The organism is Plantactinospora sp. B6F1 (assembly GCF_040120695.1).
Classification (GTDB): domain Bacteria; phylum Actinomycetota; class Actinomycetes; order Mycobacteriales; family Micromonosporaceae; genus Plantactinospora.
This window is the reverse complement of the sequence record NZ_JBEEAC010000015.1, coordinates 120,390-145,259: the sequence shown is the minus strand read 5'-3', so window position 1 is coordinate 145,259 and position 24,870 is coordinate 120,390. Positions and strand designations below refer to the sequence as shown.

At 72.3% G+C, this 24,870-nt stretch carries 19 protein-coding genes; all 19 read right to left on the bottom strand.

The window, feature by feature from the left end:
• Positions 1-96: 96 nt before the first annotated feature.
• Positions 97-2,244 (bottom strand): ThuA domain-containing protein, encoded by a 2,148-nt coding sequence (locus ABNF97_RS20265; protein WP_130460971.1) that lies wholly within the window; start codon positions 2,242-2,244, stop codon positions 97-99.
• Between the two features lie 78 nt (positions 2,245-2,322).
• Positions 2,323-5,223: a PQQ-dependent sugar dehydrogenase gene (locus ABNF97_RS20260; RefSeq protein ID WP_349339419.1), complete on the bottom strand. Its 2,901-nt coding sequence runs from the start codon at positions 5,221-5,223 to the stop codon at positions 2,323-2,325.
• Between the two features lie 305 nt (positions 5,224-5,528).
• The gene (locus tag ABNF97_RS20255) at positions 5,529-6,596 is read right to left on the bottom strand and encodes a polyprenyl synthetase family protein (protein WP_349339418.1); all 1,068 of its coding nucleotides are present in this window, start codon (positions 6,594-6,596) and stop codon (positions 5,529-5,531) included.
• Positions 6,593-8,053, bottom strand: a complete 1,461-nt coding sequence (locus tag ABNF97_RS20250; protein ID WP_349339417.1) for an alkaline phosphatase family protein — start codon at positions 8,051-8,053, stop codon at positions 6,593-6,595. Before ABNF97_RS20250 ends, ABNF97_RS20255 begins: the two co-directional genes overlap by 4 nt.
• The gene (gene eboE, locus ABNF97_RS20245) at positions 8,046-9,311 is read right to left on the bottom strand and encodes a metabolite traffic protein EboE (RefSeq protein WP_130460980.1); all 1,266 of its coding nucleotides are present in this window, start codon (positions 9,309-9,311) and stop codon (positions 8,046-8,048) included. Before eboE ends, ABNF97_RS20250 begins: the two co-directional genes overlap by 8 nt.
• Positions 9,311-10,267 carry a TatD family hydrolase gene (locus tag ABNF97_RS20240; RefSeq protein WP_349339416.1) on the bottom strand — a complete coding sequence of 319 codons (957 nt, stop codon included), beginning with the start codon at positions 10,265-10,267 and terminating at the stop codon, positions 9,311-9,313. The genes eboE and ABNF97_RS20240 overlap by 1 nt, the downstream gene beginning before the upstream one ends.
• A complete protein-coding gene (locus ABNF97_RS20235; RefSeq protein ID WP_130460982.1) occupies positions 10,267-10,932 on the bottom strand; it encodes an EboA domain-containing protein in 666 nt (221 codons plus the stop codon). Before ABNF97_RS20235 ends, ABNF97_RS20240 begins: the two co-directional genes overlap by 1 nt.
• Positions 10,933-10,985: 53 nt before the next feature.
• Entirely contained in the window at positions 10,986-11,951 is a 966-nt protein-coding gene (locus ABNF97_RS20230; RefSeq protein ID WP_349339438.1) for a sugar phosphate isomerase/epimerase family protein, read from the bottom strand.
• Positions 11,952-12,019: 68 nt separating this feature from the next.
• Positions 12,020-12,907: an SCO3242 family prenyltransferase gene (locus tag ABNF97_RS20225; RefSeq protein WP_349339415.1), complete on the bottom strand. Its 888-nt coding sequence runs from the start codon at positions 12,905-12,907 to the stop codon at positions 12,020-12,022.
• Complete coding sequence (locus ABNF97_RS20220) at positions 12,891-14,060, bottom strand: inositol-3-phosphate synthase (RefSeq protein ID WP_349339414.1); 1,170 nt, start codon at positions 14,058-14,060, stop codon at positions 12,891-12,893. Before ABNF97_RS20220 ends, ABNF97_RS20225 begins: the two co-directional genes overlap by 17 nt.
• Before the next feature lie 634 nt (positions 14,061-14,694).
• The gene (locus ABNF97_RS20215; protein ID WP_502930526.1) at positions 14,695-15,870 is read right to left on the bottom strand and encodes a Gfo/Idh/MocA family protein; all 1,176 of its coding nucleotides are present in this window, start codon (positions 15,868-15,870) and stop codon (positions 14,695-14,697) included.
• A gap of 54 nt (positions 15,871-15,924) precedes the next feature.
• Positions 15,925-17,007: a substrate-binding domain-containing protein gene (locus ABNF97_RS20210; protein WP_349339412.1), complete on the bottom strand. Its 1,083-nt coding sequence runs from the start codon at positions 17,005-17,007 to the stop codon at positions 15,925-15,927.
• Between the two features lie 100 nt (positions 17,008-17,107).
• Complete coding sequence (locus tag ABNF97_RS20205; RefSeq protein ID WP_130460987.1) at positions 17,108-18,238, bottom strand: ABC transporter permease subunit; 1,131 nt, start codon at positions 18,236-18,238, stop codon at positions 17,108-17,110.
• Entirely contained in the window at positions 18,235-19,782 is a 1,548-nt protein-coding gene (locus ABNF97_RS20200) for a sugar ABC transporter ATP-binding protein (protein ID WP_349339411.1), read from the bottom strand. Before ABNF97_RS20200 ends, ABNF97_RS20205 begins: the two co-directional genes overlap by 4 nt.
• A complete protein-coding gene (locus tag ABNF97_RS20195; RefSeq protein WP_130460989.1) occupies positions 19,779-20,957 on the bottom strand; it encodes an ROK family protein in 1,179 nt (392 codons plus the stop codon). Before ABNF97_RS20195 ends, ABNF97_RS20200 begins: the two co-directional genes overlap by 4 nt.
• 191 nt (positions 20,958-21,148) lie before the next feature.
• Positions 21,149-22,099 carry a YihY/virulence factor BrkB family protein gene (locus ABNF97_RS20190; protein WP_349339410.1) on the bottom strand — a complete coding sequence of 317 codons (951 nt, stop codon included), beginning with the start codon at positions 22,097-22,099 and terminating at the stop codon, positions 21,149-21,151.
• Between the two features lie 148 nt (positions 22,100-22,247).
• Positions 22,248-23,057 (bottom strand): ABC transporter permease, encoded by an 810-nt coding sequence (locus ABNF97_RS20185; protein WP_130460991.1) that lies wholly within the window; start codon positions 23,055-23,057, stop codon positions 22,248-22,250.
• A 61-nt stretch (positions 23,058-23,118) separates the two neighbouring features.
• Positions 23,119-23,922 carry an ABC transporter permease gene (locus ABNF97_RS20180; RefSeq protein ID WP_502930525.1) on the bottom strand — a complete coding sequence of 268 codons (804 nt, stop codon included), beginning with the start codon at positions 23,920-23,922 and terminating at the stop codon, positions 23,119-23,121.
• A gap of 10 nt (positions 23,923-23,932) precedes the next feature.
• The gene (locus tag ABNF97_RS20175; RefSeq protein ID WP_349339408.1) at positions 23,933-24,865 is read right to left on the bottom strand and encodes an ABC transporter ATP-binding protein; all 933 of its coding nucleotides are present in this window, start codon (positions 24,863-24,865) and stop codon (positions 23,933-23,935) included.
• Positions 24,866-24,870 lie beyond the last annotated feature (5 nt).

Below are 24,870 nucleotides of genomic sequence, written 5' to 3'. Positions count from 1 at the left end.
CGAGAAAGCCCCGACCCGGCAACCCGGGGCGTCCCCGGCGCCCGAGGAAGCCCCGACCCGGCAACCGGTGCCGTCCCCGGGCCGGGGCCGCTCGCCTCAGGGCAACGTCCACCGCTGGTTGGCGGCACCGGCGATGCACTGCCACAGGTGTACGTCCTGGCCGTCCGCCGAACTGTTGTTGGAGACGTCCAGGCACTTGCCCGAGCCGGGATGGCGCAATGTGCCGTCGGCCTGCGGCGCCCAGTTCTGGGCCCCGGTGGAGTTGCAGGTCCAGAGCTGGATCCTGGTGCCGTTCGCCGTACCCGCGCCGGAGACGTCGAGGCACTTGCCCAGGGCCCGGAGGGTCTGACCGTTCCTCGTCCAGGTCTGCCGGGCCGAGCCGGCGACGCAGGTGTTGATCTGTGCCTGCGTACCGTCGGCGGTGCCGCCGCCGTCGATCTCCAGGCACTTGCCGGCCAGCCCGACGATCGGCCCGGTCCCGGTGCCGCCATCACCCGAGCGCACCAGGGTGAACTCGTCGACGTCGTAGAGTCCGCTGCCGGAGCCCGCGACGGTGAGGTAGAGGTTCTGGGTCCCGCCCGGCAGCCCGGTCAGCGCGGTGCTCACCTCGGCGTAGCTCTCCCAGCCGCCGGTGTTGGAGATCGTCGCGGTGCCGTGCACCGGCCCGGTCTGCGAGCCGGTCCGGACCTGGAGGGTGCCGCCGGCACCGCCGGAGACGACCCGGGCCCGCAGCGAGGTGACCCCGGTCAGGTTCTGCCCGTGGTACGCCGCCCAGTCACCCGGGTCCAGGTACCCGATCGTCGATCCGCCGATGGCGCCGGCCTTGCCGACCACCTGGACCCCGCTCTGTGCGCTGAACGCCTCGGCCTGCACCGTGGTGTTCGGGCCGGGTTCCGGGCCGGGGCCGCCGTCGAGTTCCCTGATCCGGATGTTCCGGAACGCGACGTCGTCGCCGGTGCCGTGGTTCTGGATGCCGACGTGCCCGGCCAGCGACCGGACCGGGTCGGTGTTGGTGAAGTCGTTGATCAGCACACCGTTGAGGTAGATCCGCAGCCGCTCCCCCTCGACCAGCAGCTCGTAGCCGTTCCACTCGCCCGGCGGGTTGAGCGCGGCGTCCCGGGCCGCGATGTCGGCGGACTTGAAGGTGTAGACCGCGCCGGTGGTCCGGTCGGCCGCGTCGGTGGCGTCGATCTGGATCTCGTAGCCGTTGTCCACCGCCGACCACGGGTCGGACGAGGGCGGGAAGCCGATGAAGACCCCGGAATTGTCGTCGCCGGCCATCCGCCAGTCCAGCTTCAGCGAGTACGAGGTGAACTGCCTGGCGCTGTACCAGTACAGGCCCATCCCGCCGACCGAGGTGAGCGTGGCGTCGGAGTTGCTGAAGCTGCCCGGTCCGGCCTGGGACCAGCCGGTGGTGGAGCCGTCGTAGAGGGTGGTGTAGCCGGACTCGGGCCGGCAGTCCGCCCTGGTCCGGCCGGCCGCGTACCGGATGCCGCCGAGCAGGTGCGCCCGGAACGCCGGCTCGGCGTACGACGCCTGGGTGTGACCGCCGCCGGTGTAGAAGGAGCGGCCGCCCTCGTACGTCTTGCACCAGGCGTGCGGGTGGTCGGCCCCCATCCCGCCGCCGGAGTACGACGACTCGTCGAGGGTGGCCAGCACCCGGGCGCTGGACCGGGCGTTGGTGCGGTAGTTGTACCACTCGTCGGTGCGGGTCCAGGTCCGCGGCAGGTGGGCCGTTGCCGCGTGCCCCCGGTCCACCGCCTTCACGTTGGCCTGCTGGATCGCCGGGTGCGAGGCGAAGTACGCCCCGACCAGGTTGCCGTAGAACGGCCAGTCGTACTCGGTGTCGGCGGCGGCGTGCACCCCGACGTACCCCTTGCCGCTGCGGATGTACGACTCGAACGCGCTCTGCTGGGCGGCGTTCAGGGTGTCGCCGGTGGTGTTCAGGAAGACCACCGCCTCGTACTGGCCGAGGTTGGCGGTGGTGAACTGGGTGGCGTCCTCGGTGGCGGTCACGGTGAAGTTGTTCGCGGCGCCGAGTTCGCGGATCGCCTGGGTGCCGGCGGCGATCGAGTCGTGCCGGAACCCGGCGGTCTTGGAGAAGACCAGCACGTCGTAGGGGGCGTCGGCGGCGCTGGCCGGGCCCGCCGGCACGGTGGTGCAGGCCAGCACCGTGAGCGCGGTGGTGGCGATGGCGAGGCTGGGGCGGATGTTCTTCCGGTCTCTGCTGCGGAACAGTCGCATCGTCGCTCTCCTCGTGAGGGCGGTTGGGAAGGGCCCCCGCATCTACGGAACCCGATAACAGGGGCCCTTCCTCCCACGTCAGGGCAGGGTCCACTTTTGGTTGGCGGCGCCGGAGATGCAGTCCCAGAGGTGGACGTTCTGGCCGTCGGCGGAGCTGTTGTCGGAGACGTCCAGGCACTTGCCCGAGCCGGGATTGCGCAGCGAGCCGTCAGCCTGCGGCGCCCAGTTCTGCGCACCGGTGGAGTTGCAGGTCCAGAGCTGGATCTTGGTGCCGTTCGCGGTGCCGGCACCGGAGACGTCCAGGCACTTGCCCAGGGTACGCAGGGTCTGGCCGTTCCTCGTCCAGGTCTGGTGCGCTGACCCGGTACAGGTCCAGATCTGCGCCTGGCTGCCGTCGGCGGTGCCGCCGGCCTCGATCTCCAGGCACTTACCGGCGAGCCCGACGATCGGGCCGGTGCCGCCACCGGAGCCGCCGGTCTGCAGGGTGAAGGCGTCCACGTCGTAGAGGGCGCCGGTGCCGGAGCCGGCGAAGGTCAGGTAGAGCGTGGTGGTGCCGGCCGGCGGGTTCCCGATCGTGCCGGTCACGGTGGTGAAGGTGGCCCAGCCGCCGGTGACCGGCACGGCGGCGCTGCCGAGTACGGTCCCGGTGGCCGAGCCGGCCCGGATCTGGAGGGTGCCGCCGGCACCGGCCGACGAGACCCGGGCGCTGAACGAGGTGACGCCGGCCAGCCGGTACGGCTGGAAGGCGATCCAGTCCCCGTTGTGGATGTCGCCGACGGTCTGGCCACCCTCGGCCGCGGCCTTGGTGAACCTGTTCACCCCGGACGAGCTGCCGTAGTGCTCGGCCTGCCGGTGCTTCGGCGCCAGGACGTGCTGGGTGTGCGTGGTCAGCCCACCCCGGTCGGTGTACTCGGCGTCGAAGATCGGGAAGATGTTCGCCGCGTCGTCGTGCTCGCCGTCGACCGGCATGGTGAGGGTGCCGGAGCAGCCGGTGGCCGAGGTGATCAGGTGGCCGTGGCTGTCGTGCCCGAGGACGTAGTTCATCTTGGCCCGGGAGCAGTCGATGGTGCCGTCCTCCGGGTCGGTGACGGTGATCGAGAACGGCACCGCGTCACCGAAGGCGACGAGCTGACCGCTGGCCGGGGCGTTGATGGTCACCGTCGGCGCGGTGTTGCCGACCCGGATGGTGACGCTGGCGGTCCCGGTGGCGCCGGCCGGATCGCGTACGGTCAGCGTCGCCGTGTACGTGCCGTTCACGGTGTACGTCTTCGTCGGGTTCGCCGCCGTCGACGTGCCGCCGTCGCCGAACGCCCAGGAGTAGCTCAGCGCCCCGCCCTCGGGGTCGGCGGAGCCGGCCGAGGAGAAGCTGACGGTCAGCGGTGCGATCCCGGAGGTCGGGTTGGCACTGGCCACCGCGACCGGGGCCCGGTTGCCTCCGCCGACGTAGTCGAAGCGGTAGAGCGCCGAGTTGGCGTCCCCGTTGAAGTAGCCGGTGCCGTAGTCGAGCACGTAGTAGGAGCCGTCCGGCCCGAACGCGGAGTCCATCACCTGCTTGCCGACCCATCCGAAGGTGTCGATGGTGCCGGGCGAGCCGTCGGCGTCGACGTGGATCGGCTTGATCCAGCCCCGACCGAACTCGGTGGCGAAGAACTGGCCGTCGAAGGACTGCGGGAACTTGGTGGTCGACGGATTCGACGCGCTGTACCGGTAGACGGGGCCGCCCATCGGCGACTCCGAGCCGCCGCCGAACTCCGGCGGGCTGCCGGCGTCACCGGCGTACCGGATCCAGGCCGGCCGGGCGGGCGGCAGGGTGGACTGGCCGGTGTTCCGGAACGAGTTGTTGGTCGGCCCGCCGGTGCAGTTGTACTTCGCCCCGCTCGGCCCGTCCGGGAAGGTCCACTCGTTGTACGTCTCGGTGCTGGTGTTCGTCCCGGTGCAGTACGGCCAGCCGTAGTTGCCGGGCGAGGTGATCCGGTTGAACTCGACCTGCCCGCTCGGCCCCCGGCTGGCGTTGGTGGAGCCGGCGTCCGGGCCGTAGTCGCCGACGTAGACGTGCCCGGTCGCCCTGTCCACGCTCATCCGGAACGGGTTGCGGAAGCCCATCGCGTAGATCTCGGGCCGGGTGTTCGCGGTGCCGGGCGCGAAGAGGTTCCCGCTGGGGATCGAGTACGTCCCGTTGGCGTTCACCTTGATCCGCAGGATCTTGCCGCGCAGGTCGTTGCTGTTGCCGGCCGAGCGCTGCGCGTCGTACGCCGGGTAGCGGTTGGTCCGCTCGTCGATCGGCGCGTAGCCGGCGGACTCGAACGGGTTGCTGTCGTCCCCGGTGGAGAGGTAGAGGTTGCCGGCGGCGTCGAAGTCGATGTCGCCGCCGACGTGACAGCACATCCCCCGGTCCGCCGGCACGTCCAGCACGGTCACCTGGCTTGCCATGTTGAGGGTGAAGTCGGCGTTCAGGGTGAACCGGGCGAGCCGGTTGACCCCGGCGAACGGCGCGAACTGCGCGGGGGTGCCGTTCGCCGGGGCGTCACCGGCCGGCGTGCTCAGCGGCGGGGCGTAGTAGAGGTAGATCTGCCGGTTGGTGGCGAAGCCGGGGTCGACGCCGACGCCCTGCAACCCCTCCTCGTCGTGGGTGTAGACCGGCAGCGTGCCGAGCACCGCCGTGTTGCCGGCCGCGTCGGTGCGGCGCAGCGTGCCGTTGCGGGCGGTGTGCAGCACCGAACGGTCCGGCAGCACCGCGATGGTCATCGGCTCGCCCACCTCGGCGACGCCGCGGGCCAGGGTCACCTGCTGGAAGTCCGACGCGGTGATCGGGTGTGCCCCGGCCGGGGCTGCCGGGGCGAGTACCGCCGGAAGGGTGGCCGCGACCAGCAGCAGCGCGGCACCCGCCGCCCAGCGACGTCGGCGTGCCGGTCGGGATCGGCCGGGTGGATGGGACCGACCGGATCGGCCGGGCGGGCGGGGATGGTCGGTGAGGGACATGGTCGTGCACTCCCGTCCTGGACAGATGCGTACAGGCAGGGCGCTCGCCGTCGCGCCAGATGCCGTCGGGGTGGAACTCCGCCCGGGGGCCGCCGTCCCGCCAAGCCGCGACCGTGCACCGGCATGGGCACACCGGTACGCGACCGCTGTCGTGGGCTAACCGCGCCGTCGGTTACCTCGACGTAGCAATTCTGAGCTGTGCTCGACACAGTAATTTCGATGTGTCGATGTGTCCATACCTTCTGACACATCAACATGAACTTTTGTCGACACGGTGAAAAGTCGTCGTTCCTCGTTGCCGGCGGCTACAACCGCCGGTTGACCGTCTCGGCGGCCAGACCGGCCAGCACCTCCGCGGTTCCGTCGCAGAGTGGCATGTCGGCAAGTGTGGTGAGCGCCGCGTCGACGCGTACCTTGATCATCTGCTCGATCCGGTCCAGTGCACCGGTGTCGACGATGATGGCCCGCAGCTCGGCGGCACCCTCCGGGTCGAGCTCAGGGTTGCCGAAGAGCGCTCGCAACCGCTGCGCCTGGGCCCGGTCGGCACTCCCCCGGGCCAGCGCCATCATCACGGTCGGCTTCCCCTCCCGGAGGTCGTCCAGAATGGACTTCCCGGTGACCGTCGGATCGCCGAAGACCCAGAGTACGTCGTCGCGGAGCTGGAACGCGTCGCCCAGCGGATCGCCGAACGCGGCCAGCGCGGTCAGCAGCTCGGCGGATCCGGCCGCCAGGGCGGCACCGATCTGCAACGGCCGGGTCACCGTGTAGCGGGCCGCCTTCATCCGGATCACGGTCAGCGCGCTGGCCACCGAACCGTCCCCGACCCCGGACACCAGGTCCAGGTACTGTCCGGCGATCACCTCGGTACGCATGGTGGCGAAGTGCCGGTAACCCCGGTGCACCTGCTCCGGGGACATTCCGCACTCGTGGAACATCTGGTCCGCCCAGGCGGCGCAGAGGTCACCGCAGAGCAGCGCGGTGTTGCGGCCGTACGAGGCCGGGTCGCCGCGCCAGGCCGACCGGGCGTGCAGGTCGGCGAAGAGCCGGTGCACCGAGGGCTCGCCCCGGCGCCGGTCGCTGCCGTCCATGATGTCGTCGTGGATCAGTGCGAAGGCGTGGAACAGCTCCAGCGCGGCGGCGGCGGCCACGATCGGCGTACCGTCCGCGCCACCGGCACCGCGCCAGCCCCAGTAACAGAAGAGTGGACGCAGCCGCTTGCCACCGGCCAGCACGAACCGGTGCAGTGTGGTGAAGACGCCTCGGGGCGCACCGTCCGGCCAGTCCGGATCCTGCCGGTCGAGGAAGGCCGCGAGCTGGGCGTCGAAGCGCTTCCGCAGCGAACCCAGATCCACCTCCGGCACGGTGGCCGTCACGGTCGCTCTCCACTCGACAGCTCAGCCGAGCCGTCGGTGACCGAGCCGTCGGTGACCGAGCCGGCATCGGACCGGCCGGACAGGCCCGCGAGGCGCAGCAGCAGGCCCTTGACCTCGGTAGCCGCGTACCGGTCCCGCGCCGCCGAGGGGTCGGAGCAGAGCAGGACGGGACCGTCCGCCGGGTCGGCGGGCAGCCGCCCGTGCGAGCCGCGTACCGCCCGCGCGCCCGCGTCCAGCCCCACCACGCTCATCAGGTAGCGCATCCCGAGCTTCTTGCGGAGCAGCGCCACCGCCGCCCGGCGCTTCGCCGCGCCCGGCGCGGCCGGGTCGAAGAAGAGCTCCGCCGGGTCGTACCCGGGTTTGCGGTGGATCTCCACCAGCCGGGCGAAGTCCGGGGCGCGGGCGTCGTCCAGCCAGTAGTAGTAGCTGAACCAGGCGTTCGGCTCGGCGACCAGCACCAGCTCGCCGGCCCGCTCGTGGTCCAGCCCGTGCGCGGCCCTACCGGCGGCGTCCAGCACCTCGGCGACCCCGGGCAGCCCCGCGCAGAGCTTCGCCACCGCCGGCACGTCGGCCGGATCCCTGACGTAGACGTGCGCCACCTGGTGGTCGGCGACCGCGAACGCCCGGGACGTCCACGGGTCGAGGTACTCCATCCCGTCCTGGGTGTAGACCCGGAGCAGCCCCTCGGCCCGGAGCAGCCGGTTCACGTCCACCGGCCGGCTCGCCTCGGTGATGCCGTACTCCGACAGCACCACCACTGTCGCGTTCCGGGCGGCGGCCGCGTCCAGCAGCGGGCCGAGTACCCCGTCCAGTTCGACCGCGGCGGCCGCCGCCTGCGGCGAGGACGGGCCGAAGCGTTGCAGGTCGTAGTCGAGGTGCGGGACGTAGACCAGGGTCAGGTCGGGATTCTTCTCGACCATGACCTGCTCGGCGGCCCGGCAGATCCACCTCGACGACGGCAGTCCCGCCCCCGGCCCCCAGTACGTGAAGAGCGGAAACCCGCCCAGCCTCCCGGTCAGCTCGTCGTGCAGCTCGGGCGGGTCGGTGTAACAGTCCGGCTCCTTGCGCCCGTCGGCGTAGTAGATCGGCCGGGGCGTCACGGTCCAGTTCACGTCGGCGCCCATCGCGTACCACCAGCAGACGTTCGCCACGGTGTAGTCCGGGCGCTCACGGCGGGCCGCCTGCCAGACCTTCTCCCCGCCCATCAGCGCGTGGTGCTGGCGCCAGAGGAGGACCTCGCCGAGGTCCCGGAAGTACCAGCCGTTGCCGACGATGCCGTGCTCGGCCGGCAGCGCCCCGGTGAGCAGGGTCGCCTGCACCGAGCAGGTCACCGCCGGCAGTACGGTGCCGAGTTCGGCCCGGCAGCCGGCGTCGGCCAGGGCGCGCAGCCGGGGCATCTGGGCCAGCAACCGGGGGGTCAGCCCGACCACGTCGACAACCACCAGTGGATCAGCCATCGTGCCTCCTCGGCCCGGATGCGGAGGCGGCCGGGCCGCCAGAAATCCCGGCTGCCGGGCCGCCAGGGATTACGGTCGGGTCGGCAGAGACCCCGGTCAGCCCGAGCGCGAGCAGTTCGTCGCGGGCGAAGGCCAGCTCGGCAGCGATCCCGCCGGCCAGCTCCGCGTCCGACCCCGGACGCTGTCCAACCGGCAGCACCCCCCAGGTGTACGTCTCGACGTCCAGGTGGTCGCAGCCGGCGACCGGCCCGGCGAACAGCTCCCGCAGCGCCTCCCGGAGCACCGCGACGGTGGACTCCAGCGGTGCGGCGGGTACGGCGTGCAGCGGTACGTGGAAGTGCACCCGCCAGGCGCCGGGCAGGTTGGCGTCCAGCGCCGCGTCCAGGTCGTCGGCGGCGTGCGCCGGGTCGGCGGGATCGGCGGCCCCTCCGCAGGGTTCCGCGCGGGTCTGGTGCAGGAAGCGCGGTTCGACGTACCCGCGCAGGTCCTTGGCGGCCGCGACCGGGTCGGCGGCGGCCAGCGCGGCCGAGACCTGCACCTTCACCACCGGCAGCCCCGCGGCGCGCAGCCGGCCCAGCGCCTGCGCCGGGTCCTCCCAGGCGCAGGCGAGATGGGCCAGGTCGAGGCAGATGCCGAGTCTGTCGGTGTCCACCCGGGACAGTGCGGCGACCGCCTGGCCCGTCGACTCGATCACACAGCCCGGCTCCGGTTCGAAGCCGACCCGGACCGCCCGGCCGGTACGCCAGGCGATCTGGGTCAGCCCGGCGGCCAGCTCGTCCAGCGTCCGGGCCGCCCGGTCGGCCTGTCGCCGCTCCCAGGGCTCGCGCCAGGCCAGCGGCAGGGTGGAGACCGAACCCCGGAGGGCGTCGTCGGGAAGCAGGTCGACCAGTACCGTCGCCAGGTTCAGCGTGTAGACCAGCCGTTCCCGGGTGGTCCAGTCCGGGTGGTAGACGGCCTGCTTCACCACCGGCGCGTGGAAGGACCGGTAGGGGAACCCGTTCAGGGTCACCACCTCCAGCCCGCGCGCGACCAGCTCGGCGCGCAGCCGCCGCCGGGTCTGCGGGTCGGCGGCGAGCCCGGCCGCCACCGGCGCGGCCAGCCACAACCCCAATCCGAGTACGTCGGTGCCGAGCCGCTCCCGGATCGGCACCGCGTACGTGTCGAGCTGCCCCAGCACCCCGGCCAGGTCCTCGGCCGGATGCACGTTGGTGCAGTAGCTCAGGTGCACCGTCTGCCCGTCGGCGTGCCGCAGCCGCATCAGCTACCGCCCCGCAGGATCGAGTTCCCCTGGAAGGTGCCGGGCGGCGGCGCGGTACCGGACGCCGGGCCGGCGGCACCACCGGCTCCGGCCGGCCCGTCAGCGGCACCACCGGCTCCGGCCGGCCCGTCAGCGGCACCACCGGCTCCGGCCGGCCCGTCAGCGTCGAGTTCCAGCCGGCCGGACTGGCCGTAGAACTCGACCGGGTTGCGCCAGAGCACCCGGTCGACGTCGTCGGCGTCGAATCCGGCGGCCAGCATCGCCTCCCCGGTGGCCCTGGTCAGCAGCGGATCCGACCGGCCCCAGTCGGCGGCCGAGTTGACCAGCATCCGCTCGGTGCCGTACCTCCGGAGCAGCTCGACCATTCGCGGCGGCGACATCTTGGTCTCCGGATAGATCGAGAAGCCGAGCCAGCAGCCGGTCTGGCGGACCAGCGGCACGGTCACCTCGTTGAGGTGGTCGATCACCACCCGGCCGGGGTCGAGCCCGGACTCGGCGACCACCGCCAGGCTGCGTTCGGTGCCCCGGGCCTTGTCCCGGTGCGGGGTGTGCACCAGCGCCGGCAGCTGGTGTTCGACCGCAAGGGCGAGCTGGGCGGCGAAGACCTCGTCCTCCTCCGGCGTCATCGAGTCGTAGCCGACCTCGCCGACCGCCACCACGCCGTCCTTGTCCAGGTAGCGGGGCAGCAGGTCGAGCACCTCCCGGCAACGCGGGTCGTTGGCCTCCTTCGGGTTCAACGCGATGGTGGCGTGGTGCCGGATGCCGAACTGGCTGGCCCGGAACGGCTCCCAACCGACCAGCGAGTCGAAGTAGTCGACGAAGGAGGCGGCGCTGGTACGGGGCTGACCGAGCCAGAACGCCGGCTCCACCAGGGCGCGTACCCCGGCCGCGGCCATCCGTTCGTAGTCGTCGGTGGTCCGCGAGGTCATGTGGATGTGCGGGTCGAAGATTCGCATCACGCCTCCTCCGCGCCCGGCCCGGTCGGGGTCCCCGACCGGTCGAGCGTGCTCAGTCGCGCCAGCAACGCGGTCGCGTCCGCCGGCATGTCCCGGCCGGCCGCCCGGCGCTCCTCGGCAAAACCTGCCAGCATCCCGGCCAGCTCGGCGTCGGCCCGCCGGTCGAGGCCGTGCACGGCGGCCAGCGGGATCCCGGTGAATACGCACTTGAGCACCGCCTGCCGCCATGCGGCCTGGTCGAGCCGGTCGGCGTACCGGCCCAGGGCGGCGGCGACCAGCCGGGTGTCGTTGGTGCGGATCGCGTCGTGCAGCAGCGGGACTCCGGCGTCACCGACCGGCAGCAGCGGCAGCGCCCGGAGCACCGCCCGCTTCTCGGCCGCGTCGCCGTACCGGTAGCAAATCTCGACCTGTTTGGGCAGCTCGGTCGGGGGTAGCGCGCCGAGCAGCAGCACCCGGGCCGCGTCGTCGGCGGACCACTGCGGCAGGTCGGGCAGGGGTGCCCGGCCGCACCTGCGGCCCGCCGCCGCGAAGAGCCGGCCGAGCGCGGCGGGTTCGGCGCCGACCCGGCGTAACGCCTCGGCCAGCCAGTCCCGGTCGGGCGGCCGCCCGTCGGGTACGGCCAGCAGCGCCGCCCGCAGTCGTTCCAGTTCCGGTTCCGGTTCCATCCGGTCCTCCCCAGTTTCCGGTGTGGATGGTGGTCGCGGTCCCCCGGTGCCCCCTAGTCCGGTGTGCCGGTCGCCCTCCCTCGATCCGGCGCGGTGCTGGTCCGCGCGTCGGTGAACCCGGTCCGCGCCTCGGTGAACCCGGCGTCGGCGGCGGCGCGGAGGAATTCGATCGACTGTGCCGCCACGGTGGGGGCGGCGTGTGAGTGCCGGGGCAGCTCGACGGCGACCAGCCCGGCGTACCCGGCCTCGGCCAGCGCCCGCAGTACGGGCGGGAAGTCGATCTCGCCGGTGCCGAACTCCAGGTGCTCGTGCACGCCCCGGCGCATGTCGTCGATCTGCACGTTGACCAGGTGCGGAGCCACCCGCGTGACGCAGTCGGGCACCGGGGATGGCTCCAGGCACCGGCAGTGTCCGATGTCGAGGGTGATGCCGAAGCCCGGCGGGGCGCCCAGGGCGTCCCGCAGCCGCCACCAATCGGCGATCTCGGCCACCAGCATCCCCGGCTCCGGCTCGAAGCCGAGCGGAATCCCGGCGGCGTCGGCGACCCCGACCAGTTCGGCACAGCCGGCCACGAGCCGGTCCCAGGCGGTCGCCGGGTCGACACCGGCCGGGCGTACACCGGACCAGAAGGAGACCGCCTCGGCGCCCAGATCGGCCCCGATCGCGACGGCCCGGCGGAGGAACTCGACCCGCAGCGCGTTGTCGTCGTGCAACAGCGTCGGGGCGTGCTTGTGCCAGGGGTCCAGCAGGTAGCGGGCCCCGGTCTCGATCACCACCCCGAGACCGTGCACGGCGAGGCTCCGGCCGACCGCCGCCACCCGGGCCGCGAGGTCCGGGCCGAACGGGTCCAGGTGGTCGTGATCGAGGGTCAGCGCCACGCCGCGGTAGCCGAGATCGGCGATCACCCGTAGCGCGTCGTCCAGCCGGTGGTTGGCGAAGCCGTTGGTCCCGTACCCGAACCGCAGCCCGGACGCGGCGGAGCCGGCGACGGTCACCTCGGCGGGACCTTCGGCGCTCATCTCGGCGAGACCTCCAGTGCTCACCTCGGCGGGACCTCCGGCGCTCATCTCGGCGGGACCTCCGGCGCTCATGTCGGCGGGACCTTCCGGGCGAGGTGGCGGCCGAGCGGAGCGGCGGCGGCCACCGCGACGCCGAGGAGTGCGGCGCCGGCCCGGGCGACCAGCGCGCCCTGTAGCGCGGGCAGGCCGGTGATGCCGGCGCCGACCGCGGCCCGGACCCGGGCCGCCTGCGGGTCCGCCGCCACCCGGGCCTGCGCGGTGCCGTACTGCAGGCCGTACCAGCCGGCGAGGGCGGCCGGGACCAGGGCCCGCCAGCGGGACCGGCCGGCCTGCCGGTCCGGGTTGCCGGCCCGGCGCCGGGTCACCGCGGCGGCGGCCACCGCGGCGGTACCGGCCAGGGTCGCCGCCGGCAGCGCCCGGGTCGCGCCGGAGACCTCCCGCCGGGAGAGTTCGGTGACCGTGTACGTGTGCGCGGCCACCGTCAGCGCCGCCGGCACCGCCCGGACCATCCGGCCGCCGCTCGCGCCGAGCAGCACGTCCAGCCCCCGGCAGCCGGCCATCACCGCCGGCCCGGCCGCGGTGTTCTTGGCCCACAGGTCGTACGCCCAGACCGCGCCGGCCAGCGGCACCGCCACGGCGAGCGCCCGACGGCCACCGGCCAGCCCGGCGAGCCCGATCCCGGCGGCGGTGAGCCCGGCGGAGACGCCGAGGGCGAGTCCCGGCGATACCCGTCCACTCGGGATCGGCCGCTCCGGCCGCTCCCGCGCGTCGAGTTCGCGGTCCGCGAGGTCGTTGGCGGCCATCCCGGCCCAGTAGAGCAGCACCGACGCCCCGGCCAACCCCGGCACCCGGCGGTCCAGCGCGTCGGCGGCGGCGGCCCCGGCCACCACGTCACCGGGTACCGAGAGCGCGGCCGGCGCCCGGACCAGCTCGGCCAGGTCACGCAGCGACGGCATCCGAGCCTCCCGAACCGGGTTCGCGGTCCAGCTCGCGGACGAAGGCACGCAGCATGGCCCACTGTTCGGCGAGGGCGTGCGGCACGTCGCCGAGCGGGTCCTTGAAGAAGAACGCCAGTTCGGTCAGGGGCCCGCTCCGGCCGGCCCGGTGCGCGGCGGCGGTCAGCCGGGCCAGGTCGAGCACCAGCGGCGCGGCGAGCGAGGAGTCGCAGCCGTGCCAGGTGAACTCCATCCGCATCGGAGTACCGAGGAAGCCGGCGAAGGTGACCAGGTCCCAGGCGGTCTTGAAGTCGCCGATGTCGTCGACGTACTCGATCCGGGTGTTGCCCTGCGGGACGTAGCCCAGGGTCTCCCCGAGTACCCGCTGCTTGCTGGCGGACTTGGCCGCGTTCGCCGCCGGTTCGGCCAGGTTGGCCCCGTCGCCGCCGCCGAGCAGGTTGGTGCCGGACCAGCTCCGTACCCGCAGGTGCCGCATCGCGAACATCGGGGCGAGGACCGACTTCACCAGGGTCTCCCCGGTCTTGCCGTCGTGCCCGGCGTACGGCAGGCCGGCCCGCTGGGCGAGTTCGTCGAGCGCGGGCAGCCGGGCGCCGGTGGACGGGGTGAAGTCCACGTAGGAGCAGCCGGCGGTGAAGGCAGCGTAGGCGTAGGTCGAGCTGGCCGGCAGCGGGCTCCCGTCGGCGAGGGCGGTGTCCAGTTCGGAGAGTCGGGCGTGCGCCGGGTGCGGGTCCGGAGTCGGCTCGGTCGAGGAGACGTTGACCACCACCACCTGGTCCAGCCGGTGCCGTACGCGGAAACCGGTCAGGTCGGCGACGATCGCCTCGACGACGGCGGCCTGCGGGCCACCGGTCGGCGCCGGGCGCAGCTCGGCCTCGACCGTGCCGAGTTCCTCGGCCAGCGCCGCCACCAGCCGGGCCGGCAGTACGCCCGTCGCGGCCAGCGACTCCGCCTTCTTCACCAGCGGGGTGGTGGCGATGTCGTGCCCGCCGAAGACCAGGTCGGCCATGGCCGGCAGGGCGGCGGTACGCAGCGCCGGCAACTCGGTCACGCAGCCCGTCGGCCCGGCGAGCCCGGCCCGCAGGGCCAACGCCCCGACGGTGCTGGTCACCGCGACTGAACCACGTCCGCCAACCAGCCATAGACCCGTACGCATCAGTGCTCCTCCCTCCCGTGCCGGACGGCCTGAGCCGGCCGGAGGTTGTTCGACGGAACCGGGCTCGGAGCGACCCGTCGAATCCGCCTATCGAGACATCTTGCCTCGCAGTCGAGCAAAGCGCCCCGCCCGCCCGACCGTCGCGGTGGAACATCCCGTGCGGCAGCGCCGGAGTCGGCGGCAACGGCACTGCCCGGGCCCGTGACCGTGCGGGCGGACGGGGCTTGGTAGGCAGGGCCGGTCGGCGTCGCGGTCCTGCCTCCCCCGATCCGAGGCGACCGGGCGGCGGCGTTGCCGGCTCCGGTCGCGGTCCACTGTGTAGTTGTGCCACCGGTGGCGTACCGCGCGGTTGTGCCACCGCGGGTGTGCACGGCGTCCGGTGCGACCGGGGAATCCCGGTCCGGCCACACCGGACGGCCGTGTCACCTGTCGCACGACCCGGCCGGAGCGGGCTCCGTCGGGCGCGTGCGGTTCCTTCCGGTCCGACCTCCCTCCGGTCGCGGGGCGCAAACCGCGATCGGACCCTCGCCGGTCGTTCCGGAAAGCTCGGGTCGGGTTCGCCGGCCCGGGTCCCGGGCCGGGCCACCCGACGGGTGGACAGTTTGGGCTACGCGGTTGGGTGGTACCTACCGGGTTACGCGACGATCGGGGCGGGCACCGGCTCCACCGGCGTCCAGGACGAATCCCGCTCCGCCGAGCGGGCCACGGCGTCCAGCACGAGCTGAACCTGCAGCGCCTCGGCGAAGGACGGGGTGGGGTCCGAGCCGGTGGCGATCGCCGCGAGGAAGTCGCGCAGCTCGTGCGTGAACGAGTGCTCGTACCCGATGATGTGCCCCGGCGGCCACCACGCCGCCATGTACGGGTGGTCGCCCTCGGTCACCAGGATCCGCCGGAAGCCCTGCTCGGCGCCGGGTTCGGTGGCGTCGTAGAACTCCAGCTCGTTGAGGCGTTCCAGGTCGAACGCCACCGAGCCGAGCGAACCGTTGATCTCGACCCGCAGCCCGTTGCGCCGGCCGGTGGCGAACCGGGTCGCCTCGTAGGTGGCGAGTCCGCCGCCGTCGAGCCGGGCCACGAAGATCGCCGCGTCGTCGACGGTGACCTGACCCGTCGCGGCCCCGGCACCGTCGGCCGAGGCGGCCAGTCCGCTCGAGGAGGCCGGCAGCGGCCGCTCTCTGACGAAGGTCTCGGTGATCGCGCTGACCCCGGCGATCCGCTGACCGGTCACGAACTGGGTCAGGTCGATGATGTGCGCCCCGATGTCGCCGAGCGCACCGGACCCGGCCTTGTCCTTCTGGAGCCGCCAGACCAGCGGGAACTGCGGATCGCTGATCCAGTCCTGCAGGTAGACCGCGCGGACGTGCCGGATCACGCCGAGCCGGCCGGAGGCGACCAGCTCCCGCATCAGGCTGACCGCGGGTACCCGGCGGTAGTTGAACCCGCACATCGCCCGTACGCCCACCGCCTGGGCCTTGGCCGCCGCGGCGACCATGGCCCGCGCCTCCTCGACCGTGTTGGCCAGCGGCTTCTCGCACAGGACGTGCTTGCCCGCCGCCAGGGCCGCGATGGTGATCTCGGCGTGGCTGTCGCCGGGCGTACAGACGTCGACGATGTCGATGTCGTCCCGGGCGATCAGTTCCCGCCAGTCGGTGGTGTGGCCCTCCCAGCCGAGCCGGTCGGCCGCGTCGGCGACCTTGGACTCGTCCCGGCCGCAGATCAGGGCCATCCGGGCGCGTACCGGCAGGTCGAAGACGCGGTTCACGGTCCGCCACGCCTGCGAGTGCGCGGCGCCCATGAACGCGTAGCCGACCATGCCGACCCGCAGTTCTTTCTCGTTCGTGGACAAGGTGGGTCTCCCCCCGGTGTGTCAGAACCCGAGCTTGGCGTACGCGCTCGCGTTCTCCTTCGTGATCGTCTCGGAGGCCAAGGTGATCTCCTTCGGCACCTGCAGCTCGACCAGGTCGGACATGCCCCTGCCCTGGGCGATGAGCCGGGCCAGCGAGACCGCCGACGAGGCCATCGAGGGGCTGTAGGTGACGGTTGCCTTCAGGACGCTGTTGTCGGCCGCGATCGCGTCGATGGCGGCCTTGGAGCCGGCGCCGCCGACCATGATGAACTCGGAGCGGTTGGCCTGCTTGATCGCGGCCAGTACCCCGATGCCCTGGTCGTCGTCGTGGTTCCACAGCGCGTCCATCTTGGGCAGCGCCTGGAGCAGTTGCGAGGCCTCGCTCTGGCCGGTGTCGGCGGTGAACCGGGCGGCCCGCCGGTTGGTCACCTTGAAGCCGTAGACGGCCAGTTCGGCGGCGAAGCCGGCGGACCGCTCCTGGGTCAGCTCCAGCTCATCCATGCCGGCGATCTCGCCGATGATCGGGTTGGCGATCCCCTTGGTCTTCATCTGCTCGCCGATGTAGCGACCGGCGGCGACCCCCATGCCGTAGTTGTCGCCCTTGATCTGGAGCCGGTACGCCAGCGCGTCCGGGAAGGCCCGGTCCAGGTTGACCACCGGGATGCCGGCCTTCATCGCCGCCAGCCCGGAGGCGTTCAGCTCCTTGCCGTCGTGCGGGAGCATGACGATCACGTTCGGCTTCTGCGCGATCAGGGTCTGCAGCGCGGCCCGCTGGGCGGCGGCGTCCGCTCCGGCGGCCACCATCTTGAACTCCACGTCGGAGTAGACCTTCGCCTGCGCCTCGGCGTTCTTGGTGATCGCGGCGAGCCAGCCGTGGTCGGCGGCCGGTGCGGAGAAGCCGATCACGACCTTCTGCCCCGGGGCACTGTTCGGGTTGGCCGAGCTGTCGGCCTCCTTGACCTGCTCGTTCCCGCCGGCACCGGAACCGGTCTCGTTGCTGGTGCAGGCGGTGAGCAGGGCACCGGCGCCCACCGCCGCCCCGCCGAGCAGCAGCCGGCGGCGGGACAGGTCGCGCACCGGCCGGAGCGGATCGTGCTGGGTCATGACGACCTCCTGGTTATTCGAGGGGTGGGTGGGGTGCACCGGCCGGTGACCGGGCCGGCCACCGGCGGCGGGAGCCACCGGGAGAGGGGTTGCGGGTGGGTCAGTTCGTCGAGGTGAGCCTGTTGCGGGCGAGGAGTTGGGTGACCGACTTGAACCGGAACTGCTGGAGCAGTACGGCGGCGACGATGATGCCGCCCTTGACCATGTTCTGTGCCTCGGTGGAGAGGCCGTTGATCGCGAACAGGTTGGTGATGGTGGCGAAGATGATCACGCCGAGCAGGGAGCCGATGATGGTGCCCCGGCCGCCGCTGAGCAGCGTGCCACCGATGATCGCCGCGGCGATCGCGTCCAGTTCGTAGAGGTTCGCCATCGCCGCCTGCGCGGAGTTGGCCTGCGCGGTGAGCATGATCGCGGCGATTCCGCAGCAGAGGCCGGAGAGCGCGTAGAGCAGCATGGTGTGCCGGCGTACGTTGATGCCGGCCAGCCGGGCCGCCTCCGGGTTGCCACCGACCGCGACCGTACGCCGGCCGAAGGTGGTGCGGTTGAGCAGCACCCAGCCGGCCGCGACCACCCCGGCGAGGATGAAGACCAGCACCGGGATGCCCAGCACATCCGTGCTGGCGATGCCGTTGATTGTCGCGTTGTTCGAGACCTGGGTCTGCTTGTCGGAGATCTCCGCGGCCAGGCCCCGGGCGGCGACCAGCATGGCCAGGGTGGCGATGAACGGCACCAGCCGGCCGTACGAGATCAGCAGGCCGTTGACCAGCCCGACGCAGGTCGCCACCACGATCGCGGTGAAGATCATCCCTCCGGCGCCGAAGCTCTGGGTCGCGACCGTGGTGCTCCAGACCCCGGCCAGCGCCACGATCGCGCCCACCGAGAGGTCGATCCCGCCACCGATGATCACGAAGGTGATGCCCACCGTCACCACGCCGACCACCGAGGCCAGGGTGAGGATCGAGAAGATGTTCGACCGCACCCAGGCCGAGTCGCCGTACAGGTCGGGGCGGGTGACGATGCCGATCACGACCAGCACCACCAGTACCCCGACCAGTCCCAGGTTGCGCCGGAAGGCCTCACCCGCGTCGCCGCTCCACCGGCCGGTGGAGTTCGCGGCCGCCCCGGCACCCTGATGGGCCGCCGCTCCGGCCGGTGCCGGCGACACCGACGACGGCCGGTCCACGGGCGGCGCCGTGCCCGCCGGCGCGGCGGTCTCGGTACGTTCGGTCACGCTGGCGCCCCCTCCATCAGCGACCCCGCCATCACGAGGTCGAGCACGGTGTCTTCGTCGAGTTCTCCCGCCGGGGCCTCGTGCACCACCCGGCCCTCCCGCATCACCAGCACGCGGTCGGCCAGGCCGAGCACCTCCGGCACCTCGCTGGAGACCAGCAGTACGCCCACGCCCCGGGCGGCCAGCCCCCGGATCACCTGGTACAGCTCGGCCCGGGCGCCGACGTCGACGCCCCGGGTCGGCTCGTCGAGCAGCAGCAGTTTCGTGTCGCCGAGCAGCCAGCGGCCGACCACGACCTTCTGCTGGTTGCCGCCGGAGAGCGTCCGGACCGGTCGCCGGACGTCCCGGGGCCGCAACTCCAGCCGGTCGGCGACCTCGCTCGCCTCGGCCCGCTCCCGGCCCGCGTCGGTGAAGCCCAGCCGGGCCCAGCGGGTGAAGGTGGCCAGCGTGATGTTGCGGTAGACCGGGTCGCCGAGCAGCAGCGCCTGGCTCTTGCGCTCCTCCGGCGCCATCCCCATGCCGGCCCGGACGGCGGCGCCGACGCTGCCCGGCCGGACCTGCCGGCCGGCCATCGACACCGTGCCGGAGCTGGCCTGCCGGGCGCCGAAGATGGTCTCCAGCAGTTCGGAGCGGCCCGAGCCGACCAGGCCGGCGATGCCGACGATCTCACCGGCCCGCACGGTCAGCGACACGTCGGTGAACTCGCCCTCCCGGCCGAGGTCGCGCACCTGGAGCAGTTCCTCGGCCGCGGGCGTCTCGGCGGGGCGGTCCGGGAAGACGTACTCGATGGTCCGGCCGGTCATCCGGCTGACCAGGTCGCGGGTCGGGGTGGTCCGGGCCGGCAGGTTCGCCGCGGTGGTCCGGCCGTCCTTGAGTACGGTGACCCGGTCGCCGATCTCGCGGATCTCCTCCAGCCGGTGCGAGATGTAGATGACCGCGATGCCCTGCGCGGTCAGCTCCCGGATGATCCGGAACAGGTTGCCGACCTCGTCGTGCGCCAGCACCGCGCTCGGTTCGTCCATGATGATCAGCCGGGCCTCGTGCGAGAGCGCCCGGGCCATGCTGACGATCTGCTTGCCGGCCGACGGCAGCGAGCGGACCATCCGGCGGGGCGGGATGTCCGGGTGCCCGAGCCGGGCCAGGATCTGGCGGGTCTGCCGGGCCATGTGTCCGCGCCGGACGAAGCCGAGCCGGCGCGGCTCGTGCCCGAGGAAGGCGTTCTCGGCCACCGACAGGTCCTCGACCAGGTCGAGCTCCTGGTAGATGGTGGCGATGCCGGCCCTCATCGCGGCCTGCGGGTTGCGATGCGACACCGGCTGGCCGAGCCACTCCACCTGCCCGGAGTCGGGCTGGTGGGCGCCGGAGAGCACCTTGATCAGCGTCGACTTGCCCGCGCCGTTCTGACCGAGCAGGCAGTGCACCTCGCCGGCCCGTACCTCCAACTGCACCCCGTCCAGCGCGCGTACCCCGGGAAAGGTCTTCACCACGTCGGTGAGCCGGAGGACGACCTCGCCGCTGTCCAGACTGTCCCGTGCTGCCGTCATGACGCCTCCGCGAACGCGACATCGGTGGCGAGCACGGCGGCGCCGGCGACCCCCGCCCGGGGGCCGAGTTCGGAGAGCACCACCGGCAGGTTGCCGGTGGCCAGCGGCAGCGAGCGCCGGTAGACCACACTGCGGATCTCCGCGAGCAGGATGTGGCCGAGCTGGGCCAGCCCACCGCCGATGACGATCATCGACGGGTTGGCGAAGCTGACCAGGCCGGCCAGTACGCCGCCGACCCGCCGACCACCGTCGCGGATCAGCCGGATGCAGGTCACGTCCCCCTCGATGGCGCCCTCGGCGACGTCGAGCGCGGTGACCGCGCCGGAGGCGGCGAGTCGCTCGGCGAGCGCCGGCGAGGTGCCGCTGCGGGCCGCCACGGTGGCCTCCTTGGCCAGCGCAGCGCCGCTGAACAGCGCCTCCAGGCAGCCGAGGTTGCCGCAGGAGCACATCGGACCGTGCGACTCGACCTGGATGTGCCCGATGTCCCCGGCGCAGCCGTCGGTGCCCCGGTAGACCTCGCCGGAGAGGTAGATGCCGCAGCCGATGCCGGTACCGATCTTGACGAACAGGAAGTCGTCGACCGAGTGCGCCACTCCGCCGTGCCGCTCACCGATGGCCATGATGTTGACGTCGTTGTCCACCACCGCCGGGCAGCCGTGCTCCCGGGTCAGCAGTTCGCGGACGGGGAAGCGGTCCCAGCCGGGCATGATCGGCGGCGAGACCGGTACGCCGTCCCGGAAGCTCACCGGCCCCGGTACGCCGATGCCGACGGCGTGCAGCCGCTCGTACGCCCCGTCGACCTTCGCCTTGTGCAGCAGTTCGTGCACCCGCTGCAGGATGACCTTGGGGCCGGAGCGGATGTCGCTGGTCTCGGCGTACGCGGTGACGGGTTCGAGCCGGCCGTTGACCACCTCGACGTCGATCGAGCTGGCGCCCAGGTCGACGGCGGCGAACCGCAGGTCGGGGCTGAGTTCGACAAGTGTGGAGCGGCGCCCGCCCCGGGATGCGGCGAGTCCGGCCTCCGCGACGTAGCCGAGGCTGACCAGGCGCTCCAGCTCGGCGAGCAGGCGCGGCCGAGGTATCTGCAACCGGTCCGCCAGTTCGGCCCGGGACACCGCACCCTCGTCGCGCAACAGCCTCAGCAGCCGCAGATGCAGCGCTCCCGGGGTGCGCACAGGGACTCACCTCCGTCAGGCACTCGTGCACGTCGACGCAACGCCAGCGCGCTGTGCCCGTCACAGTAGGAGCCTTCCGGAGCACATGTCTAGAGCTTCATCCAAGATGACGCTAACTTTTGTCCTATCGGACGAAAGTTAGTTGTTGATCAAGGAAAGACCGCACCTCGCCCGGTGCGGTCTCCCGGTCCTCAGTCCCGGTCCCGTTTCCTGAGCTTGCGGTCGTCCCGGAGCGGGAGGTACGGCTCCCGGTCCGCCGGCCCACCCATCCGGATCGTCCGCTCCCGCTCCAGCTCAGCGCTCAACTCGGCGCCGAGCAGGACGGCCACGTTGGAGAGCCAGAGCCAGACCAGGAAGACGATCACTCCGGCCAGCGAGCCGTACGTCCGGTTGTACGAGGCGAAGTAGCTGACGTAGAGCGCGAAGCCGGCGGAAACCACCGCCCAGGCCAGTACGGCGAAGGCGCCACCGGGACTGATCCACCGGAACCGCTGACGCGCGTTGGGTGCCCCCCAGTAGAGGACTGCGAAGATCAGACTGACCAGCAGCACCAGTACCGGCCACTTGCCGATGTCCCACGCCGTCACTCCGGCCTCACCCACCCCCAGTCGCCGGCCCACCTCGGCGGAGAGCCGCCCACTGAACACCAGGAGCACCAGGCTGATCAACGCCAGCAGCCCGACCAGGGCGGTCAGGCCGATCCGGAGCAGCAGGGTCCGGCTGAACGGTCGTCCCTCCGGCACGTCGTAGATGGCGTTGGCGGCCCGGGTGAAGGCGCCGAGGTAGCCGGAGGCCGTCCAGAACGCGCCGAGGATGCCGAGGACCGCGACCAGGCTCGCCGTCCCGGAGCTGCCCTGGACCTGGTCGATCCCGGCGAGCAGGATGTCCCGGGCGGCCGGCGCGGGTACGACGTCCCGGACCACGTTCCGGACCCCCCGCACCGCGGCGTCGCCGAGCAGACCCAGCACCGCCACCAGGACCAGCAGGGCCGGAAAGAGCGACAGCACCGCGTAGTAGGTCAGCGCCGCCGCCCAGTCCGTGACGTTGTCCGCCTGCGCCTCCCGCAGGGTCCGGCGCAGCACCCCGGCCCAGGCGCTCCGGGGCAGCCGGCCCGGTGACCCCGCCGTCCGCTTGCCAGTCATCCGGCCCTCCTCGCCACGGCGCCGCCGGACGATGCGAACCACCGCCGGACCGGCGCTGTCGGTCAACTACTTAAAGTAGTCATCCGAGGCGGTCGCGTCGGGCGCAACGGCCGCAGCCGGCCGGCAATCTCACGGCAGACCCGTGGCCTCACTTGCAGAGCAGCCGGCCCATCCGGCGGCCGGCGACGACCAGGCCGAGCGCGGTCAGCGCGACCAGATAGAGCACGTCGACGAGTTGACCCCAGCCGCCGCCCTCCACCGAGATGCCCCGGACCAGATGCACCGCGCGGTAGAGCGGTGTCGCCTCGATCAGCCAGTGCAGCACCAACGGGTACGCCTCGGCCGGCACGAAGGTCCCGGAGAAGAGGAAGAGGGTGAACTGGGCCGAACCCATCAGGTCGAAGTCCTGCCAACTGCGCATGAAGGTGGAGAGCGCCATGCCCAGCGCCCCGAACGCGAAGCCGACCAGCACGGCGGCCGGAAAGGCGATCAGCGCCCGGACCGCGCTGGTCAGGTCCAGCCCCACCATCACGGCCAGGAACGCCGCCGAGTAGAGGCTGCCCCGGAGCATCGCCCAGCCCAGCTCACCGAGGGCGATCTCGAACGGCTGCACCGGGGTGGCCAGGATCCCCTCGTACAGCTTCATGTACTTCATCTTGCCGAAAAAGTTGAATGTCGTTTCGGCCAGCGCCCCGCTCATCGCCGAGGCGGCCAGCATCGCCGGTGCCACGAACGCCGCGTACGACACCACGGTGCCGGTCGGCAGCGTCATGTCGCCGACCAGCTTTCCCACCCCGACGCCGATGGAGAGCAGGTAGAGCAACGGCTCGAAGAAGCCCGAGATCAGCACCACCCAGTACGCGGACTTCAGCGCCGCGACGTTGCGCTCGGCCACCGAGGTGGCGCGGCGGGGTGCGCCCTCGAAACTGATCAGCCGAGGCAGGACGATGCTGACCACGGAAGCCTCTCCTCTGGTTCGGGTCGGACAGGGGTGCCGGTGGAGACTGACCGGCGGCGGCTCAGACCACCAGTCGGCGACGGAACGCCGCGCGCGCCAGCCACCACCCGACGGCCACCCAGGCGGCGAGGTAGAGCAGGTGGCCAGCGACCGACCAGGTCGGCGCGACGCCGAGGGTGGCGGCCCGGCACAGGTCCACGCCGTGCCAGAGCGGGGACGCGTACGCCAGCCAGCGCAGCACCGCCGGCAGCGACTCGACCGGGAAGAACACCCCGGCGAAGAGGGTCATCGGGATCACCCCGAACCGGAACAGCAGCGCGAGGTAACTGTCGCTGCGCACCGAGGAGCTGTAGGCGAAGACCGGCGCGGCCACCGCCGCCGCGATCAGCGCCACCAGCGGGAGCGTGGCCAGCACCCACGGCGAGTGCAGCGTGCCGAAGGCCGCCGCCACGAGCAGGAAGGCGAGGCTGCTGGTGAGCACCCGGAACAGCACGAATCCGAGCTGACCGCCGAGGATGTCGACGACCCGCAGCGGCGTCGCGGCCTGCGCAAAGTAGATCTTGACCCACTCGAAGTTGCCGAGCACCGGCCAGGTCGACTCGCCGATCGCCACCTGGAGCGCGGTCGAGGCGATCAGACCCGGCACGAGGAAGTCGAGGTACGACACCCCGGCCACCGGAGCGTCGACGTACGCCCCGACGCCCACCCCGAAGCCGACGACGGTGAGCAGCGGCAACAGGAACGACGAGAAGACACCGGCCCGCCAGGTGCGGCGGTAGGCGACAAGGTGATATTCGAGCACGGCGAGCGCGGGGAACCGCCCGACCAGTCCGGTCCGCGGTCGGGTGGCCGCCGCGGCCTCCAGAAGCGCCATCTCAGTCCACCAGCGTCCGGCCGGTGAGATGCAGGAAGACGTCCTCCAGGCTGCTGCGCCGGACCAGCACGCTGCTCGGGGTCAGCGCCCGGGCGTGCACCTCGGCCACCGCGGCGTCGCCGTCGGTGACGTAGAGCAGGATCCGGTCGGGTAACACCTCGATCCGCTCGGCGAGCCCGTCCAGCTTGCCGGCGAACGCCTCCTGGCTCTCGGCGGCGAAGCGCAGCTCGACCACCTCGCGGGTGGAGTAACGGTCGATCAGCGAGCGCGGCGAGCCCTCGGCGGCGATCCGGCCCCCGTCCATCACCACCAGCCGGTCGCAGAGCTGCTCGGCCTCGTCCATGTAGTGAGTGGTCAGCACCAGCGTGACGCCCTGCTGCTTGAGCCGGAAGAGCCGCTCCCAGACCAGGTGCCGGGCCTGCGGGTCCAGCCCGGTGGTCGGCTCGTCGAGCAGCACGATGTCGGGCTCGTTGACCAGCGCGCGGGCGATGGTGAGCCGGCGTTTCATCCCGCCGGAGAGTGGCTCCACCTTGCTGCCCGCCCGCTCCGCGAGCTGCACGAAGTCGAGCAGCTCGGCGGCGCGCTCCCGGGCCACCCGGCGCGGGATGCCGAAGTAGCGCGCATAGGTGGTGAGGTTCTCCCGGACGGTCAGCTCCGGGTCGAGGTTGTCCGACTGCGGACAGACGCCGAGCCGGGCCCGGATCGCCGGACCGTCCCGCCGGGGATCCATCCCCATGATCTGCAACTCGCCGTCGGTCGGTGGCGAGACACAGCCGACCATGCGCATCGTCGAACTCTTGCCGGCGCCGTTGGGCCCGAGGAAGCCGAACGCCTCCCCCGCCCGCACGTCGACGTCGATCCCATCGACCGCAATGAATTCCCCGAACCGCTTGACCAGCCCTCGCGCCCGGATGAGGATCTCGTCCTTTGCCACGGGCT

Excerpts from the sequence above, each read along its gene's own strand:
- ABNF97_RS20250 (WP_349339417.1), bottom strand. The coding sequence starts at position 8,053 with ATGGCTGATCCACTGGTGGTTGTCGACGTGGTCGGGCTGACCCCCCGG.
- ABNF97_RS20200 (WP_349339411.1), bottom strand. The coding sequence starts at position 19,782 with ATGACGGCAGCACGGGACAGTCTGGACAGCGGCGAGGTCGTCCTCCGG.
- ABNF97_RS20265 (WP_130460971.1), bottom strand. The coding sequence starts at position 2,244 with ATGCGACTGTTCCGCAGCAGAGACCGGAAGAACATCCGCCCCAGCCTC.
- ABNF97_RS20190 (WP_349339410.1), bottom strand. The coding sequence starts at position 22,099 with ATGACTGGCAAGCGGACGGCGGGGTCACCGGGCCGGCTGCCCCGGAGC.
- ABNF97_RS20240 (WP_349339416.1), bottom strand. The coding sequence starts at position 10,267 with ATGCGAATCTTCGACCCGCACATCCACATGACCTCGCGGACCACCGAC.
- ABNF97_RS20260 (WP_349339419.1), bottom strand. The coding sequence starts at position 5,223 with ATGTCCCTCACCGACCATCCCCGCCCGCCCGGCCGATCCGGTCGGTCC.
- eboE (WP_130460980.1), bottom strand. The coding sequence starts at position 9,311 with ATGCGGCTGCGGCACGCCGACGGGCAGACGGTGCACCTGAGCTACTGC.
- ABNF97_RS20220 (WP_349339414.1), bottom strand. The coding sequence starts at position 14,060 with ATGCGTACGGGTCTATGGCTGGTTGGCGGACGTGGTTCAGTCGCGGTG.
- ABNF97_RS20215 (WP_502930526.1), bottom strand. The coding sequence starts at position 15,870 with ATGGTCGGCTACGCGTTCATGGGCGCCGCGCACTCGCAGGCGTGGCGG.
- ABNF97_RS20230 (WP_349339438.1), bottom strand. The coding sequence starts at position 11,951 with ATGAGCGCCGAAGGTCCCGCCGAGGTGACCGTCGCCGGCTCCGCCGCG.
- ABNF97_RS20210 (WP_349339412.1), bottom strand. The coding sequence starts at position 17,007 with ATGACCCAGCACGATCCGCTCCGGCCGGTGCGCGACCTGTCCCGCCGC.
- ABNF97_RS20225 (WP_349339415.1), bottom strand. The coding sequence starts at position 12,907 with ATGCCGTCGCTGCGTGACCTGGCCGAGCTGGTCCGGGCGCCGGCCGCG.
- ABNF97_RS20235 (WP_130460982.1), bottom strand. The coding sequence starts at position 10,932 with ATGGAACCGGAACCGGAACTGGAACGACTGCGGGCGGCGCTGCTGGCC.